The organism is Exiguobacterium sp. EF_C8 (assembly GCF_054956715.1).
On record NZ_CM143264.1, the window covers coordinates 1,314,523 to 1,331,933 of the forward strand.

At 51.8% G+C, this 17,411-nt stretch carries 24 protein-coding genes; all 24 read left to right on the top strand.

What is annotated here, in order from left to right:
* Nucleotides 1-12 precede the first annotated feature (12 nt).
* The gene (locus ACY2IG_RS06850; protein WP_462618557.1) at nucleotides 13-936 is read left to right on the top strand and encodes a phage major capsid family protein; all 924 of its coding nucleotides are present in this window, start codon (nucleotides 13-15) and stop codon (nucleotides 934-936) included.
* Nucleotides 937-997: 61 nt separating this feature from the next.
* Nucleotides 998-1,114: a Rho termination factor N-terminal domain-containing protein gene (locus tag ACY2IG_RS06855; RefSeq protein ID WP_290756244.1), complete on the top strand. Its 117-nt coding sequence runs from the start codon at nucleotides 998-1,000 to the stop codon at nucleotides 1,112-1,114.
* Complete coding sequence (yqbG, locus tag ACY2IG_RS06860; RefSeq protein ID WP_462618558.1) at nucleotides 1,114-1,500, top strand: protein YqbG; 387 nt, start codon at nucleotides 1,114-1,116, stop codon at nucleotides 1,498-1,500. The genes ACY2IG_RS06855 and yqbG overlap by 1 nt, the downstream gene beginning before the upstream one ends.
* Nucleotides 1,497-1,841, top strand: a complete 345-nt coding sequence (locus ACY2IG_RS06865) for a DUF3599 family protein (protein WP_462618559.1) — start codon at nucleotides 1,497-1,499, stop codon at nucleotides 1,839-1,841. Before yqbG ends, ACY2IG_RS06865 begins: the two co-directional genes overlap by 4 nt.
* Nucleotides 1,838-2,242: an HK97 gp10 family phage protein gene (locus ACY2IG_RS06870; protein WP_462618560.1), complete on the top strand. Its 405-nt coding sequence runs from the start codon at nucleotides 1,838-1,840 to the stop codon at nucleotides 2,240-2,242. The genes ACY2IG_RS06865 and ACY2IG_RS06870 overlap by 4 nt, the downstream gene beginning before the upstream one ends.
* A gap of 2 nt (nucleotides 2,243-2,244) precedes the next feature.
* The gene (locus tag ACY2IG_RS06875; protein ID WP_462618561.1) at nucleotides 2,245-2,697 is read left to right on the top strand and encodes a hypothetical protein; all 453 of its coding nucleotides are present in this window, start codon (nucleotides 2,245-2,247) and stop codon (nucleotides 2,695-2,697) included.
* 14 nt (nucleotides 2,698-2,711) lie between these two features.
* The gene (locus ACY2IG_RS06880; RefSeq protein ID WP_462618562.1) at nucleotides 2,712-3,827 is read left to right on the top strand and encodes a phage tail sheath subtilisin-like domain-containing protein; all 1,116 of its coding nucleotides are present in this window, start codon (nucleotides 2,712-2,714) and stop codon (nucleotides 3,825-3,827) included.
* Nucleotides 3,828-3,830: 3 nt separating this feature from the next.
* Nucleotides 3,831-4,268 (top strand): phage tail tube protein, encoded by a 438-nt coding sequence (locus ACY2IG_RS06885; RefSeq protein WP_462618563.1) that lies wholly within the window; start codon nucleotides 3,831-3,833, stop codon nucleotides 4,266-4,268.
* Between the two features lie 50 nt (nucleotides 4,269-4,318).
* The gene (locus ACY2IG_RS06890) at nucleotides 4,319-4,732 is read left to right on the top strand and encodes a hypothetical protein (protein WP_462618564.1); all 414 of its coding nucleotides are present in this window, start codon (nucleotides 4,319-4,321) and stop codon (nucleotides 4,730-4,732) included.
* Nucleotides 4,732-4,947, top strand: coding sequence for a hypothetical protein (locus tag ACY2IG_RS06895; RefSeq protein ID WP_462618565.1), 216 nt, complete (start codon nucleotides 4,732-4,734; stop codon nucleotides 4,945-4,947). Before ACY2IG_RS06890 ends, ACY2IG_RS06895 begins: the two co-directional genes overlap by 1 nt.
* The gene (locus ACY2IG_RS06900; protein WP_462618566.1) at nucleotides 4,948-6,684 is read left to right on the top strand and encodes a hypothetical protein; all 1,737 of its coding nucleotides are present in this window, start codon (nucleotides 4,948-4,950) and stop codon (nucleotides 6,682-6,684) included.
* Entirely contained in the window at nucleotides 6,684-7,223 is a 540-nt protein-coding gene (locus ACY2IG_RS06905) for a hypothetical protein (protein ID WP_462618567.1), read from the top strand. The genes ACY2IG_RS06900 and ACY2IG_RS06905 overlap by 1 nt, the downstream gene beginning before the upstream one ends.
* A gap of 10 nt (nucleotides 7,224-7,233) precedes the next feature.
* The gene (locus ACY2IG_RS06910; RefSeq protein WP_214855002.1) at nucleotides 7,234-7,479 is read left to right on the top strand and encodes a hypothetical protein; all 246 of its coding nucleotides are present in this window, start codon (nucleotides 7,234-7,236) and stop codon (nucleotides 7,477-7,479) included.
* Nucleotides 7,476-9,482, top strand: coding sequence for a M23 family metallopeptidase (locus ACY2IG_RS06915; protein WP_462618568.1), 2,007 nt, complete (start codon nucleotides 7,476-7,478; stop codon nucleotides 9,480-9,482). Before ACY2IG_RS06910 ends, ACY2IG_RS06915 begins: the two co-directional genes overlap by 4 nt.
* An 11-nt stretch (nucleotides 9,483-9,493) precedes the next feature.
* On the top strand, nucleotides 9,494-9,988 hold the full coding sequence (locus ACY2IG_RS06920) for a GPW/gp25 family protein (protein WP_214855008.1): 495 nt from the start codon (nucleotides 9,494-9,496) through the stop codon (nucleotides 9,986-9,988).
* Nucleotides 9,972-11,096 carry a baseplate J/gp47 family protein gene (locus tag ACY2IG_RS06925; protein ID WP_462618569.1) on the top strand — a complete coding sequence of 375 codons (1,125 nt, stop codon included), beginning with the start codon at nucleotides 9,972-9,974 and terminating at the stop codon, nucleotides 11,094-11,096. The genes ACY2IG_RS06920 and ACY2IG_RS06925 overlap by 17 nt, the downstream gene beginning before the upstream one ends.
* On the top strand, nucleotides 11,093-11,782 hold the full coding sequence (locus tag ACY2IG_RS06930; RefSeq protein WP_462618570.1) for a putative phage tail protein: 690 nt from the start codon (nucleotides 11,093-11,095) through the stop codon (nucleotides 11,780-11,782). Before ACY2IG_RS06925 ends, ACY2IG_RS06930 begins: the two co-directional genes overlap by 4 nt.
* Nucleotides 11,779-13,530: a hypothetical protein gene (locus ACY2IG_RS06935; RefSeq protein WP_462618571.1), complete on the top strand. Its 1,752-nt coding sequence runs from the start codon at nucleotides 11,779-11,781 to the stop codon at nucleotides 13,528-13,530. Before ACY2IG_RS06930 ends, ACY2IG_RS06935 begins: the two co-directional genes overlap by 4 nt.
* Before the next feature lie 18 nt (nucleotides 13,531-13,548).
* Nucleotides 13,549-13,977, top strand: coding sequence for a hypothetical protein (locus ACY2IG_RS06940; protein WP_462618572.1), 429 nt, complete (start codon nucleotides 13,549-13,551; stop codon nucleotides 13,975-13,977).
* Nucleotides 13,978-13,979: 2 nt separating this feature from the next.
* Complete coding sequence (locus tag ACY2IG_RS06945) at nucleotides 13,980-14,150, top strand: hypothetical protein (RefSeq protein ID WP_462618573.1); 171 nt, start codon at nucleotides 13,980-13,982, stop codon at nucleotides 14,148-14,150.
* Nucleotides 14,134-15,786 (top strand): family 43 glycosylhydrolase, encoded by a 1,653-nt coding sequence (locus tag ACY2IG_RS06950; RefSeq protein ID WP_462618574.1) that lies wholly within the window; start codon nucleotides 14,134-14,136, stop codon nucleotides 15,784-15,786. The genes ACY2IG_RS06945 and ACY2IG_RS06950 overlap by 17 nt, the downstream gene beginning before the upstream one ends.
* A gap of 114 nt (nucleotides 15,787-15,900) precedes the next feature.
* The gene (locus tag ACY2IG_RS06955; protein ID WP_214855030.1) at nucleotides 15,901-16,317 is read left to right on the top strand and encodes a hypothetical protein; all 417 of its coding nucleotides are present in this window, start codon (nucleotides 15,901-15,903) and stop codon (nucleotides 16,315-16,317) included.
* A gap of 12 nt (nucleotides 16,318-16,329) precedes the next feature.
* Nucleotides 16,330-17,022 (top strand): peptidoglycan recognition protein family protein, encoded by a 693-nt coding sequence (locus ACY2IG_RS06960; RefSeq protein ID WP_462618575.1) that lies wholly within the window; start codon nucleotides 16,330-16,332, stop codon nucleotides 17,020-17,022.
* Nucleotides 17,019-17,279 (top strand): holin, encoded by a 261-nt coding sequence (locus ACY2IG_RS06965; protein ID WP_462618576.1) that lies wholly within the window; start codon nucleotides 17,019-17,021, stop codon nucleotides 17,277-17,279. The genes ACY2IG_RS06960 and ACY2IG_RS06965 overlap by 4 nt, the downstream gene beginning before the upstream one ends.
* Nucleotides 17,280-17,411 lie beyond the last annotated feature (132 nt).

Here is a 17,411-nt window from a genome sequence, read left to right on the forward strand (position 1 = left end):
AGGATGAACCCATTGAACACTACTGAAATGCTCCAAAAACAGATGGACAATATCAAAAAGTCGAACAACGTCACACTCCCGGCGGATGACGGACGTGCGTTCATGCAAGACGTCGTCGCTTCAGGCGATACGCTGAAAAAATTGAACTATTACGCTGCTAAATCTTCAAACGGTGCAATCGAGATGCTCGGCGTCAAGAAACGTCGCTTGAAAGAGCATAAAGGCATCCTCACGACGCCAGACGGCACGGACCACGCAGAAGAACGTTCAGTACCGTTCTCGCTCGTTCCTGTCTACACAGACGCTTGGTTCGAGAACGACAACGTCTACTACACAGCGCGTTCACGCGGTCAGAACGTCGAGGACATCATCGCTTCAATGATTCAGCAGCAGTTCGGTGCAGACTTACAAGACCTCGCGTTCAACGGCGACAAGTCTTCGTCAGACGCTTTCATCAAACTTGACGATGGTTTCCTTAAACTCGCTCGTACGGATGCAGACACAATCAAACACGACGTTACGGGTGCAATCAAGATCGCTGACCTTCAAGTCGTCCCGACGAAAGTCGCAGCAGAACAACTCCGCGCTGGCACATTCGTTTGGGTCATGGGTCGCGGGACACACACTGCACTCCAAGCAGAAGTCATTGCTCGCCCTACAGCACTCGGGGATGCAGTTCTTGTCAACGGTGTCTTGACGCGTCTCCACGGTTACGATATCGAAGTCGTGGACCACATTGTCGAAGATACAGTTCTCTTCACGCCACTCGCGAACTTGACGGTCGTCACTGGGTTCGACGTGCAGTACTCACGTACTGGCGAAGGTCCTGAAGCGATGGCGAAGCAAGCGACATACCACTTCGTACTGTCTTCAGTCGACTTCGTCATCCGTACACCAAAAGCGCTCGTTTACATCGACGCTGACGTCACACCCTGACCCGGCTCCTTTCGCTCTCATGAGTGAGGAGCCTGTTTACAATCGTGAACAGCTAGAGGCAATGACACGGGATGAGGTCTATGCGATTGCGACCGACATGAACATCTCCGGACGTTCGAGCATGACGAAGGCGCAACTCGTCGACGCCATCCTCGCGACGCAGGAAGGAGGGGTCTGATGCCCGTCATCACCGTCCAAGAACTAAAGAGCTATACCAGCTTCGATGCGGTCAAGGCACGGAGCGACGCCCAGCTACAGGATGACATCATCCAAGCGGAGGCGGATATCTTCTCCTACGCCGGGCATGAGTTCCCACCCGTGCAGTATCCGACGGTGCCGATGCGCGTCAAGTTAGCGGCAAAGAAGCTCGCGGAATACTACGCCCTGTCGGCGCTCGATGAGAGTGCGGTCAAGGGGTACAAGAGCGAGAAGATCGGTGATTACAGCTACCAGATGGCGGATAGTGCAGGCTTGCGCGGGAAACCGGAAATTGAATCCCTGCTCGATCCGTTCGTCAAGGCGGTCGTCACCGAAACACCGAAAGTCAGGATGCGGATTCTATGAGTTATGACAAACTGCTTTCCGACCGCGCCAGTATCTATCATCTCGACAAGACGTCTTCGGGCGGGGGCTACGGTCTCCCGTCAGAGGACGCTTTTTCGTATCCGAGCACACCGGACGCAACGAACGTACCCTGCTACCTCGTCAGAGGGCGCGGGACGCTCATCCAGACCGACAGCATGCGGGTCTCGTCTTCGGACGACCTCGCACACTTCAAGATCTCGGCTGACCTCCTGGAAGGGGACAAGGTCGTGATCGATGGGTCGGTCTACATCGCCGGGAAGCCGTACAAGGTCAAACAACACCATATCGAGTGTCCACTCAAACGGGAGGCACCGCTATGAATGGCTTTGACGACTTTGCACGGGACATGGACCGGATTCGCAAGGACTTCGACCAAGAGATTCCGCTGATCATGGAAGCGGTCGGGGCGGAACTCTTAGCGGAGACCCGGAAGGAAATCGTCCGGCAACAACTCGTCGACACCCGCGACATGTTGAACAGCTTTTCACTGGGTAACAGCTTCAACATTTTCGAGAAACGCAGGGGTGGCTATGAGGTCGAAGCCGGAACCGGAAATCCGTATGCCGCCTTCGTCAACGAGGGCCACTGGACGGCAGGACGCAAGTCATTCGTCGAGCCGACGCACTTCTTTGACTTCGCGGTCGCGGTGTCCGAACAATACATGGCGGTCGGCATCATGAAACGCATCGACGGCACGATCAAACGCCGGTTAGGAGGCTGAACATGGCGATTCAGAAACAGAACTCGTTCCTCGCCTTCTGCCGCGCGGAATCGGGCATCACGAAATTCTACACGGACCAAGTACCGGCGACGTTCACCGAGCGTTGCCTGTTCTTGTCTCCGCCCATCTCGCGCGCTCTCCCGCATGCGACAGGCATCTCACGACGCCTCGTCCTAGCGACGGTGACGTTCTTCGCCCCGAAGCGGACGACGGCACTCGCGGACGCCGAGAAGGTCCTGCTCGCTCTCGAGCTACAGGGGAATAAGGTGCCGCTCTACTCACAGGACAACCGCATCATTGGTCGTTTCGTGTTGCTCGACGCGAACATCCGCGCCATCGAGAATCCGACAGACAACGTCGGAGCCGTCACCTTGACGGTGTCATGGCATGAAGAAGTTGAACAGATTCACAACCGTGGTCCAATCGTCAACCGGGTCACGAATCTTTTGGAATAGGAAGGAGCACATACATGGCATATTGGGACAAGAATGGCCCTGAACCACTTTTACCAGGGCTATACATGGTCATCGAGAAGATGCAGGAAGCCGCTATCCGTCCTGGACAACGTGGCGTCATCGGCATGGTCACGAATGGTCTGACAGCGAACAAAGGGAAGGTCGTCACGCTCAACAACGTCGGGGAAGCCCTCGTAGCGCTGGGTGTCTCGAACTACAAGTTCGCAAAACGATGCTTCGAAGGTGGAGCACGACAAATCGTAGCATACGTTCTGGGTGACTCAGAAACTCTCGAGAGCGGGTTGATGAAACTCGACCCGTATTACTTCGACGTGTTCACGCTCGGTCGTGATCTTGCATCAGGAGACGCAGAAGACATCAAAGCATGGCGCATCCGCAACGAACTCGATGGGAAGAACTACGTCGGTGTCGTCGGTGCCGCGGCTGGTCTTGCAGATAATACAGCAATCAAAGGGGCATACGCTTCCGGGAAACATGGCGACGTCATGTACATCGGTATGGGCGGTGCGGATCTAGAGGGTAACGTCATTTCTCCTGGGGAGCTTGCGGCATGGATCGCGGGCGCGCAAGGGGCGAAAGGCATGTCACAAGGATCGCTCACACGTAAAATCATCGGTTTCCTTTCGGATGTCGAACGTCGCTTGACGAAAGCGGAGCGTGAAGACCTGTATCAGGCAGGTATCGCGGTACCAATCCACAACGGGCAAGAAGTCGTCCTTGAAGCGGCGATTACGTCGAGTAAGGTCGTCGAAGGGACGAACCCGAGCAAACCGCACCACGCGAATGGGAAGCTTCGGATCGCTTACAACGCGGCAGTCTACCAGACGACGCTCAACGACGCTATCGAAGCGGAATACATTGGCAAGATTAACAACGACCTACCGGGTCAAGAAATCCTGACGGGTGCCCTGAATAACTTCAACGATACGCTCGTCGATGAGGGCGTTCTTGCACCTGGCACCGTCACACAAGTTCATCCGGACTACGTTTCCGAAGGCGATCGCATCTATCTCCTGACACGCGGCTTTTTCATCGATGCCGCTGAGAAGTTCTTCATCGACTTCCAAATCGGTAGCGTCCCAACAACAGCAGCTACAGGAGGTGCTTAATCGATGGCATTCGATGGCAAACGGACCATGCTCGGGACGGGGCTTGCGCTGTACTACAGCACAGGCACACGTCTGACGTACATTGACCGCATCCAGGTCAAGCTCACGATTGATAAAGAAGAAATCAAACTTCCGCGTAAGAAGGTCATCCAGTACAAGGATAAGAGCATCAAAATCGAAGGTACGATTGCTGGGTTTCAGTACACGGCTACCTTACAGAAACTGTTGCTCTCTTCGATGGAAAAACGCGGGCAACAACGGATCGATTTCCTCGCAGAGTTAGAGGATTCCGAATCAGGAGAACGCTTTTCTTACCAGATCATCGATTGCCAGTTCACATCCGGTGATATCGCGAACTGGCAGGTCGGAGAAGTCGTCAAAATCGAATTCCCGTTCGTTGCAACAGGCATCAAGTTAAAGAATGGAGATAACCGGAAGTAAGAGGGGGCAACCCCTCTTTTTTACTTAACCCAAAGAAGGAGGCAACACATATGGCAAACCAACGCTTATTAGACAAATTGTTGAAACGACAAGAGGAAGAGACGAAGGTAGAGGTCGAATTGTTTGGGCTCGCGGATACGCCGTTCTTCGTCAAACTCTCGAAGGAGCAATACAAAGAGATCGAAAAAGAAGCGGCGACGGACGGCAAGAGAGAGTTCACGGGTGACGCGTATGATGATCGATTGGACGCGCTTTGTATCTCTCGTAGCCTGCATGATCACAATGAGGAACCTGTATTCTCCGGTAAACTCTACGACGCACTCGGGACATGGGACCCGGTGGAAGCGATGGGCAAGGTCATCACGTTGGCAGAGGAGCGTGTCATTCGGGCCGCAGTATTTGAGTGTCTTGGGTACGTCGATCAAAAGAAAGTGAAAGAAGAAAATGATGAACTAAAAAACTAATGCGAGGGTTGCGAGCAGATGGATTACGTCGTCTACGTGATGAACCGGTGGAAGAAGATTTCTACCTCCATCACATCTTCCGTCTGCACGGCATCCCTCCACACGAAGTATACAACTGGACAGATGAACAAAAGCGTTATGCGTTCAATTCACTTGTCGTCCAGCTCGAAGAAGAACAGGAACGACTCAAACATGGAATCGGGAGGGTGATGTAAATGGCAGAAAAACGCTATACGGTCGTGTTCGACGCAAAAGATATGGCGTCGTCGCGGCTTAGCGAAATCGAAAGACAAGCTCGTAAAACCTCTCGAGGACTGGAAAACCTGCGGGGCGACACTCGGAGGTTGGGAGCGGAATCTGAACGAGCTGGCAACCTATTGCATCGTATTGGCAGTGGATTCAGTCGTATGGGCATGGAAGGGCGCGGCGCAATCAGTCGTCTTTCAGACGGACTTGGCGGCATCGTCGGCACACTTGGAAATATCACAGCGTTAGCAGGCGTCGCAACGACGGCACTGCTTGCGATGGGTGCAAAAGGTGTCTGGGATAACATCATCAAGCCCGCGATGGATGTGGAATCAACGAAGCTACAGATTAACGCCTTGTCTGGTTCACCACAAAAAGGTAGCGAAATCTATAAAATGTCGCAACAGTACGGGAAATCCTCCACGTATTCAAGCGAGGACATCATGGGCGGAACTTTCGCCTTCATGCAGAACACGAAGGATACTGGGCAATTGAAAGAAATGCTTGGTATTACAGAACGACTTGCTGCCTTGAATACGGAAGAAGGCTTCCGTGGGGCGTCCTTCTCGCTGAAGGAAGCGATGTCCGGTGACATTACGTCGATTGCGGAACGATTCAACGTCGGAAAGAAGGCACTACGAGAAAATGGTTTTGATTCGAACGCGGACTGGCAGACGAACCTCCAAGCGGTTGATCAAACGTTGAACGGCATTGGCATCGACGACAAATTCATCGAGAAGATCCGTAATTCATCACCTGCGCAACTTGCAAGACTTGAGAAGAACGTTAAGACAGCATCTGCTTCGATAGGAAACGGCATGGTGAAGGAACTTAAACCTGCATTCCGAAAAGTCAATGAGTTCTTCGAAGACGAAAAGGGATTGAATAAGTTCACCAATGCGATGAGTGAGAAGTTCCGCGGCTCTTTGAAAGATGTCTTCGGACTTGGAGACGGTATTGAAATCACGTGGAAGGATATCACGGAGTGGTCAAGTGAGACGTTCGACGGTCTGGAGGACGTCTTGAAATCTAGTGGTAAGACGTTCACATCCTTCATTGAGATTCTGACAGGAACCGACCTTAAGAAACCAGGCGATACGTTTGGCGCATTTGGTGAAATATTGACAGGCATCGCTGAGAAAATTGACTCCATCCGACAGGGGATGGAAGATATCGATAAGTTCGGCGATAAAGTTGGTAAAGCAACTGGGATTGGGCAAAAAGGTGGCATACAGAAGCAAATCGATGACGGAGCCTGGTGGCTTCCTGAAGGTGCGAAAGGCGGACGCGGACTCTTAGGTTACCTCATAGAAGGTATGCCGTCAGAACGCATGAAGAAGGGCGAAAAACACTGGTTCGAGGGTTCACACGCCCTCGGTCTCTCGTACGTACCGAAGGATAACTACATCGCCAACCTGCACCAAGGTGAACGCGTCCTGACCCGCCAAGAGAACATTTCTTACATGAAGGGCTTGACGATGCCTGAAGCGCCGAACACAAAAGCGAATGTAGCTTCGACTCTTCAACCAATGGATCCTACGGTGACGGTTATACCACCAGCAAATCCAGCTCCGCAGAATCAACCTGTTTCGCAAGGGACGACCGTCATCGTGAACATGCACGGGACGATCATCCGCGAAGAAGCGGACGTCAATAAACTGGGTCAACAGTTTGCACGCGAAATTGTATTAATGGGGGCGAAATGATGAGTAAAAGCCCGATTGACATCTATTTCGAACATCATTACGTCGGTACACGTACCAAGCGGGTCAAAGTACGCGAGAAGAAGAAGGTGAACGGCAAGTACGTCACCGTCTATGTCTACAAGAACAAGAAGGTCAAAGTCAACAAGGTGATGACGAAGAAGATTCCCATTCTTCCTGAGTCGTTGCCTTTTTCGCGTTCCCGCAACTATGAGGACATCGGCACGATCGACCGCCGGACGCATACCCGCACGGGCGCGCTCAGCTCGATCTCGTTTCCGATCCAGTCCTTCTTCCCTGGTCACAAGTACGAGTTCTCACAGACAGGGTACGAGAACCCGGTCACGCTCGCGAAATGGTTCGAGGACCGGCAGGAGAACGAAAGCCGCCTGCTCGTCAAGATCCCGGCGATGAAACGCGCCATCTGGGGCAACATCCGGAACTTCGAGTGGGGCTACGAGGCAGGGACGCACGACATCGTCTACACGATGCAGATCCATCAGGAACGCAAGCCGAAGGTCAAGACGAAAACAGTGAAGTAGGAGGGATCGAATGGGTTGGGTCGAGGATATCATGGAACAGTTGATACAGCAGATGCCGAAGCCGCCCGTGCGGTTGCTCGAAGGCACGGTGACGGGACTTAGTCCGCTTCAGGTGAAGCCGGACGGTTCGAGTGAGAGCATCAAGGGTGCACGCTGGAACGCGGACATCGTCAAGAAGGTCAAGGAAGGCGAACGGGTGCTGATGCAGCATGACCGCACGATCAACCGCTATTACGTGGTGGTGCGTCTGTCATGAGCGTCTACTACTATCATCGTAAGAATAAGAAACGCTACACGATCACCCCGTACGTCGTCTCGTGCGACATCGCGGGTGGCGTCGATAAGTTCTACCAGACGGCGACGCTCGTCATCAGCGCATCAGCAGGCGTGCCGTACGACACCGGTGAACGGATCCGCGTCTACACCGATTCGAGCAAGCTGCTGTTCGAGGGACGGGTTTTCAAGTGTGAACGTAACGGAGACAGTAGCGTCTCGCTGACGTGCCACGATAACGCCTATTACCTCTACCGGAGTGAGGCGACCGTCGTCTCGCAAGAGATCACGCTCGAGAAGCTGTTCCGGCGCATGGTCGAGGAACTCGGTCAGAAGGTTGGCTACGTCGCGAAGACGAAGAAGAAATACTTTGGTTTGGAGTTCGTCAACGAAACACGCCAGAACATCCTCCAGACAGTCATGGGGATGGAGCGAGCGGCGACGAACAAGCGGTATTATATCCGAGCGAACGCCGGCAAGCTCGAACTCCGAGAACGGGGTGCCATGCAAGGTGTCGTCATTACCCGCGAGACAGCAAGCGAAGTACGAACCGTCACAGATGCGCAGAACACGTACACGGCGATTGACTACACGGGTGAGATCGAAACTGGCGCAAAACCGACAGGCACGTCAGACACGTCCAGCACGATGAAGACTGCGGCGGATTACAAAGGACCTGACAGCATCAACGTACGAGCCGGTTGGGGCAGTTCACTTGCCGGGACGGATAAATGGAACGACTTGATGGTCAAGGTCGGAAAAGAGAAGGGCATCGACCCGCTCTTTCTGAAAGTGATCATGGCGATCGAATCCGCTGGTTCTGAAAAAGCAGTGGGACCACCGACACAATACGGACAAGCACTTGGTTTGTTCCAAATCATTCCGGGTGCGGTCGATACGCCCGTCGATGCCAACCGATTACTGACAGGTGAATACAATATGAAGAAAGCAGCAGATATCTTCTTGAATGAGAAAGCGAATACTGCCAAACGACTCGGTAAAAAGATGAGCGTCGTCGAGATGGCGCACTTTTGGGTCGGTTATTCTAACTACGATTATCCTCTCCATTATCGGGAATGGGCGCAAGTCCTTTACTCGGGATTCGGAGGCGATCCGGACTCCCTTATTACAGACGCCGACAAAATCCCGTCAGGTGGAAAGGCGAAGAAATCCGAGTCGAAAACGACATACGGTAGCATCGACAACATCAACCTCGGAACGAAGCTCGGCGTCATCGTCAAGCAAGTCTCCGGCAAATACGCCTCGAAAGAAGAGATGGACGCTGCGTTAAAGAAACTCCAAGAATCGGTGATGCGGGAAGAGCGAAATGTCACTGTTTCCTTACCGGGTCACGTTTTTGGAGTAGCCGGGCGCAAAGTAGATTTTGACACGACAATCGCGACAGCGAAAGGCACTTGGTACGTCAAGGATCACCGGCATACGCTCGATCAGTACGGGTATAAGATGACGCTGACATTATCGAAGTACGATGAAACCCCAGAGCCGGAATATGCGCCACCTGCGAACAGTGAGTTCGGAGATGAGAAACCCGTTGGTGTTAAAGGCGCCGTCCTGCCGATCGATAAAGGGAAATACAAAGTCGGCGCGTATCGCTTCAAGTCGGTTACTTTTTATTCGGGCGGCAAACCTACACATGCAGGTATCGATTTATTAGCACCGCTCGGGACACCGCTCAAAGCGGTCACAAACATGGTAATCATGTTGAATGATTATTCCGAAAGTTATGGCTGGTGGATCATCGCGCAAGGAAATTTAGGCGGTGGAGAAAAACAATTCGTCTACGCTCACATGAATTCGAGATCACCACACAAAGCAGGGGCGTACGTAAAAGTTGGAGAACAGATTGGCGTCGTCGGAAATACAGGCACATCAACGCAAGCACACTTGCATTTCGAGGTATGTGACCCCGTCTGGGCGCGAGGCTTGACGAACAAACTAGACCCTGAAAAATTCTTTGACTTCTAAGGAGGTGTGACATGGCAGAGACCTATGACGTCTTCGACGAGCTATTGCTCGGGATCGATGACGAGAACAATGAGAACAACGTCGTCGCGAATCAGGACATCGGCAGCGAACTCCGGACCGCGACGTGGGCGATGGACTGGCGCTCGGGACGCTTCGGTGGCAAGGTCGACGGCGACATGGCGACGGTGCACCGAACAGCAAAATACATGGTGACGGCACGCGGACAGGTCGACGTCTACCCGAAAATCACGACGCTCGACGACATCGAGACCGACTTCTACGGCTCGTACCTCTACACGCTCGTCAATCGGGCATTCCCGTCCGTCGAGGACATCGAGAACGAGATCCAAGCCTACTGTGAACTGGCGGTGACGGAACTACCGGACGTCGAATCGATCTCGGTCGGCAACGTCACCCTCGACGGGGACAAGGTAGCATTCAGCTTTTACATCACGCCGAATAACGGAACGACGGAAGAGGTGAGTATAGATGGAATCGGAATTTGATATTGACTTGTCGCTCGTCACCCCGATGCGGGCGGTCGACGACATCCACGACGAGATGCTACAGGTCGTCAAGGAGAACGATGCCCAAGCAAGCGTCGAGATCGGGGAACCGATTTGGGACGCGACCCGTCCTGCGGCAACGACGGCAGCGGCACTCTCGAACGACATCGGCTACGCCATCCGAGCGGCAATCCCGCAACTGTCCTATGGCGCCTATCTCGATGAACACGCAAAAGATGTCCTGACGGACGGACGGAAACCCGGCGTCAAAGCCATCGTCCCTGTGACCCTATCCGCGATGAGTGCGGTGACGGTGCCGCAAGGGACGTTTTTATATACGGAAGGCGGACTCCAGTACGTGCTCGATGCAGACGCTGTGATCGTGCCACCCGAAGTACAACCCGATCCCGACTACTTGATCCCCGGTGAGGTCACGACGACCTGTACGGCGAGCGAGGTTGGAATTATTTATAACCCGGTGCACGGTGCTATCAATACGGTCGACGGGGATTTCCGCGACATCGTGACAGTGAAGAATGAAGAAGCGGTCGTGCAAGGCGTCGATCAAGAGTCTGACGACGACCTGAAAGCTCGCATGCGTCTCGTCGCCCGGAACTTATCCGGTGCCGGTAACCTCGACGACTACGAAACGTGGGCGCTCGAAGCGGTGGGCATCACGAAGGCGAAGGTATTCCGCGCGGACCCGTCACCGGGTAGCGTCACGGTGCTCGTCGCCTCGAAAGAAGGCATGCCGACGTTTGAACAGGTCACAGAAGCGCAGGAGAAGGTCAGCGCGAAAGGGGCCTTGATCGCGAACAATATCGTGCTCGCCCCGAACCCGTTACCGATCTCGATTGAGGCGGACATCACGATCGAGGCGAACGCGAACTTCAACGCCGTCGAGGTCGCGTTCGAACAGGCACTGCAAGACTACTTAGCCGCCCTCGCGTTCAGCGGGGAGGTCATCCGCTATGCACAACTGTTCAACCTCTTGATTGACCAGCCGGGCATGGTCGACGTCGAGAACCTGCTCGTCAACGGCGGGACGGCGAACATCACGCCAGGCGTCAAGGAGATCGCGACGCTCGGGACGGTGACGCTGACATGACGATTTCACCACTGGCTTACGAGATGCAGCAGGAGTTCCTCGACATGAGCGCGGACTACTGGCGCGAGCATCTCGACATGAACAGCATCTTTCTCGCGGGGGCGTATGCCCTCAGCAAGCAACAGGAGACGATTGACCGCTACCTCTACTCGGAACTGCTCATCGAGACGGCGACGGACTGGGGATTATCGCTCAAGGAAGACTTCTACGGTCTGCGGGACGGCATTGCGCGCTCACTTGACGCCCGACGTTCGCGCTTGCGGGCGACGATGCGGGGCGGGAAGGCATTGACCATCGAGGACTTGGAAGGACTCGCAGGCGTCTTCACGGGCGGTCTCGTCGACATCACGATCGACTATGACCAATTCATCTATACGATTGAGTTCCGCGACACCTACGGGATTCCGGAGCGGATTGAGGACGTACAGGAAGTTCTTGCACGCGACATCCCCGCTTATTTCGCGATTGTCTACAAGTTCAAGTTCACGACGTATCACACGGTCAAGAACTACTTCGATGATTATGCGGAACTGAAAGCAACGCACCTCACCTACAAGCAACTGCTCGTTCGCAAGCTCGACTACGACACGTACGACGAAGCAGAAGCGATGTACAGCACGTATGATGTGCTTGAAGCGACAGGATTGACATATCAACAACTATCGAACAAGGAGGACAAGACATGACGAAGACATCCAATCATCAACTAACGAAAATTGACGACGCGATGCCAGCAGACGTCGTGCGGGATATCAATCGACTGGCGGACGAAACGGATAAAGTGTTGACTGACGAACTCGCCAAGATGGAACCGAAAACCAACAAAAATAAGCCAAACGGATATCCGGGACTGGATGTTAACGGGAAGATTTCTATCGCACAGTTACCTGCCTATAAGATTGGTGACAAGGAAGTATTGTCGGTCAACCCGCAGGACAACGACACTTTAAAATTCGATGCGTTGATTGATAAGTGGCGCAACGTGCAATCGAACATCGACCGAACACCTCCCGGAAATGTCTCAGGGATTGCAGCAGACACGTCGAGTGGGTCCGTGACGTTGAAATGGACGGATCCCACCGACAGTGACTGGTATGTGACACGCGTCGTCCGGAAAATCGGAAGTTACCCAACGAGCGCGAACGACGGAACGACAGTCGTGACTTCCGCTGTAAGGGATCAATATAAAACGAATGGCTACGTCGATATCGGACTCGTCAATGGCACGCAGTACTATTATCAGTTTTTCCCGATTGATACATCACAAAATTCGAACGGGAACCCCGATAACCGTGTTAAAGCAACTCCGCAAGCGGTCATGACATTCGGGTTGTCTTGGAACAAGGCGACCGGTCAAGTGTTGCGTTTGGGTGATGCGATAGGACGGAACGTCTCAACGAACGAAGGAATCAAAACGAGCGATTTCTCGAACGTTCTCCCATGGGCAGGCATGCGTCGTTGTAACTTAGTTAGTGATGGAACGGTTACTTCCTACCAAGGGGACCCAACGTTTGCGCATGACGGGACGAAAGGAAACGTCATGGTCGAGATTCCAAAGTTCTGGTTCAAGAAGGTACCCACTGCGACAGGGTTCGACTTCTGGATCGCGAACGGTCCGGCAGCGGGCTTCATCATTCACCCCGCGTTTTACCGAGATCGTGGAACGGGTAAAGCAGACGAGGTTGAAAAACGTTATATCGGTGCGTTCTTAGGTACGAAAGTAGGGAGTAAGCTGTTCTCTTATTCGAACGTCATTGCTCTCAATCACACCGATATCGGGACGTTCCGAGAAATGGCGCAATCTCATGGTCCTGGGTGGGGCATCGAAGATTTTCATCTCGTCAGTGCAGTTCAATTGCTCTACCTCGTGGAGTATGCGAATTTCAATTCGCAAGCAGCCATCGGAATCGGAGATACTAATAATCCTTACGGGGGCGTCGACGGGGCGGTGTTGCGCGTCGGAGCGACGGCGACATATGGAAACAGTACCTATGGGAAGACAGTCGCAGAACGGTATACGCGAGCCGATACAGTGGTCAGCTATCGCGGTATCGAAGATGTCTTTGGGGCGATGAGCCGCTACGTCGACGGAGTATTTATTACTTCAGGGAACGCTTATTTAATTGGTAATCGCGCATTTAACAACACAGGACAAGGCTACACAACGACAGTACAGACGGGTTTTGGCGGAGATACTGTAGGTCAGATTTCAGATATCTTCGATTCAGTAGAAGCTGGTTTCTTGCCGAAATCAATCGAAGGGACATCGAATTCAGGATTGTATGACTACGGAACCTATTCTGCGAGTGCAAGTATTCATGTCGGAGGCGACGGGTCTGACAACTTCGCGGCCGGTATATTCCGAATGAATACCGCGAATACATGGTTCTCTGTCGGGCAATACCCGAGAGTGAGCGCACGACTTGCGTATTAAGTGAAAGGAAGTGTCGGAATGAAAGTCCGAAGTACATTGTCACCAGAACCGGTGTGGATCCGTTTCATCGATGCGACAGGTGAGGCGTTCGTGCGCCTTCGCCAGAACGTCGTACTCAAGGCAGACGACGAGAACGAACTCGAACGGCAATATTACGAATGGGACGAGGTCGAAGTGACGATCGTCGACCGCGACAACCTAATTGGGTACGTACAGGAGAACTTCGACGCCCTGTTCATGCACGGACTCGTAGAAGAAGCGAAACCGAAACAAAAGACGGCGAAGGAGTTACGCGACGAGCAAATCAAGGCGTTGCAAGACCAAAATGCGGAACTATCGGAAATGAACTTGATGCTATATGAGTCGAATCTCGCATTGCAAAAATCAAACATCGAGACGAATGAGTTTTTGTTGAGTATCTATGAAATCATCTTAGGAGGTGAATGACCATGGAAGAAGCTACAGAATTACCGACATTATCACGCATCGATCAATTGGCAGTAAATGCTTACGTACGATCCATCCAAGCGGGGATGCGGACCATCAATGAAGTGCCGGCTCGTTTACAACCATATGTCTTAAAACAAATGGAGGAGATGGACAATGGGGCTAACGCTTAATTATGGACTTCCCGTTCCGGACGGAAGTGATAGCTTTAAAGCACACCGTGACTTTAAAAGGTTAGGTGAAACGATCGATGAGATATTAAAAAATGAAGTGACGCGACTTGAAAAAAACAACAATGAAATTTTATTGTTTTCATTTTTCAAAAGCACTTCTGATTTTTCGAATTCATTATATCTATCGAGTGACGGCGAAAACATCATTCGCTTAAATACGAATAGCGCTAAGTTTAACAACCAACGCGATCCATCAATCGCGTTTTTTAAAGGGCGCTTTTACATGGCGCATACAGGATACAATCCTCATGATTTCGTATTATCTCATTCAGAGGATTTGGTAAACTGGACAACAAAGACGCTGAGTGTTGGACTAGGAGGTTCTTCTTCGACAAGAATTTGGGCACCGGAAATTTTCGTCGATGGAGATGATTTCTATGTGTTGCTATCTAAGCAAATAGGTACAGATGTCGATATATCCGGAACGACCATTCCTTCGTTTCGTCCGTATATAACAAAAATGCTGAACGCTGAAAGCATGATATTCGAAAATGCTACACCTATGACGTTAGAAGACACGAATAAGATTGATCCGTGTCTAATTCGCGATAATGATTTTTACTACGTGTTTGTGAAAGACGAAAACGATAAAAAAATCGAACAATGGCGAAGTACATCTGTGAATGGCGTGTATACAAAATTATCCGACAACATTTCGCCGATACAAGAAACAGAGGGACTTTCTGCAGTTCGTTTCAACGGCAAATTTTATTTGTATGCTGACGGGTATAAAAACGATAGAGGAATTACCTACTTCACTACAAGTACTGATTTGATCAACTGGTCTGAAAGAAAGATGTTGAAAGCGAAAGAACGCATACGCCACGGTAGTGCATTCGTTATTTCACAGGTAGAGGCAAAACAAGTTTTAATGAAATATAGAACTGCGAATACCATTTCTTCACCGAACACCTACGATTTGTATATCCCATTATCTTCACTTGCGACGAACAACATCATTTCGGAATTAGAAGTTTTAGACAATGTGGTATACACCGTCAGCGGTTCCGAGCAAGTGACGATTTCGGGATTCAAAAACCCATCGAAAGCGAAGCGTTTTTATTTCCACATCGGCTCAAACTCGGATGCGAGCATCACAATCGCGAGTGGTTCGACTATCGTTGGAGTACCGAATAATACAAAGTGGGATGCGAAGTACGGAGAAGGGGACATGATGATCGAATTCGAGTTTGTCGAAGCATTGAATAATTTTAAGCCGAAGCAACCGAGTTTAAAAAAGTTATCTGAAAAACTGAATCTCGGCGCACGTTTTGGTTGGAAACGTGTAGACTTTACGACAATCGGTTTAACGCAATCGAACCTGGCAGTAGAGGATGGAGTAATTTACGTACTATCCGGTTCTTCAGATGCCACACTATCAGGTGTTCAAAGTTTGCCTGATGGATCGCGCTTCGGTGTAGCAGTCTTTTCAAATACGGCAAAATTAACTATCACAACTGGGACGAACATCACCGTGCCAGGGGGCTCTTTCGTGGTTGGAGCGAGTAATAACAACCACGAAGTCGTCATCGAGTTCGTGAAAGTGGCATCCTCTACATTCAGATTACGGAAGTAAACCCTAACGCCCCTCACCGGGCGTTTTTCTTTTGCCTACGGGCTTCATCATGAACCGACATCCAGACACAGACTAAACGCAGTAGGGGGTCATCGCTTGGAAGGAGCCGACAACATGGATTCCATCATCCAGACCGTGCAGAACCACGGGGAACGCATTGCGTTGCTCGAACAATCGGACGAAAAGATGCGTGTCGAGATTACCTCGATTAACGACAAACTGGGAGCTGTTGAGCGCTCACAACTCGAAATCAAATCCACGCTCAATGATGCGTCCCGTGAGACCCGCTCGGTCATCCGCGATTCGCAGGAAATGACGCGTGGACTATTCAAATCGCAAGAGCTCGTCATCTCGCAACTAGCAACAGCACTCGAGAACGAATCCAACCGCAAGCATAAGGAACAGACGCTTAACGTGGAAGTGAAGGACAAACAAAGCGAGCGTATATGGGCGGCGTTCGGCAAATGGTCACTCATCATCGTCCCGACACTCGGCGGCATCGCCACGATTCTCGGCATCTTCTATAAATAAGGAGGCTACACCATGGCTTATAAAATCGTACAGAGCTGGTTACCCGCATCGAAATATTCCCTCAAGGCACCGTACGCCCTGAAACCGAAATACATCACGATCCACAACACGTGGAACGATGCGGCGGCAGAGAATGAAGTGAACTACATGAAATCGAATGGTAGCGCCACGTCATTCCATGTCGCCATCGATGACAAAGAAGTCGTCGAAGCCATCCCGTTCAACCGCAACGCATGGCACGCGGGCGACGGACAAGGGCAGGGGAACCGCGCGTCGATCGGCATCGAAATCTGCTACTCGAAGAGTGGAGGGGCGCGTTACAAGGCAGCAGAGGCGAACGCCATCGAGTATACGGCGCAAGCCTTGATCCAGCTCGGACTCGGCGGGGATGACGTCCGGTTCCACAAGGAATGGTCCGGCAAGAACTGCCCGCACCGTATCCTGGACGAGAAGCGCGGGGATGCGTTCAAGGCGGCAATCAAGAAGCGCTATAACGAGCTCAAGAAGGGTGACAAGGCACCAGCAAAGGCAGAAGCTACACCGAAGCCGAAGCCTGCACCAGAGAAGCCGAAAGGCGACGACATGTACCGCGTGAAGATTGACGGGAAGCAGGTCGGGGCGTATGCGTCAGACAAGAACGTCCTCGAGCAAGTCGAGAAGGCACTCAAGGGTGACAAACAGAAAATCGAGGTGGAACGCGTATGATGAACGTATTGATTCTGGCTACCGTGATTGCACCGGTCACGATGGGCGTCATCGAAGTCTTCAAGCAGGCGTTCAACCTGAAGAAGAACTTCCTACCGTTACTCGGTGTCGTTGTCGGTCTCGCGATCGGCTTCCTTGCGGCACCAATTAGTGACATTGATCTCTATCTTCGCTTATGGGCGGGTGCGCTATCCGGTCTATCCGCTTCTGGCTTATACGAGTTGACGAGCAAACGCGACGGCACAACTAAAGCATGATTCTATCCTACCCTCACGGGTGGGATTTTTTTGTGTAACAAGTTTGTCGAAAATTGTCGCGGGAATATACTGTACAAATGACACCGCAATGACGATAATAAAGTGAATCATAAGTGCGACAAAAATCGTAAT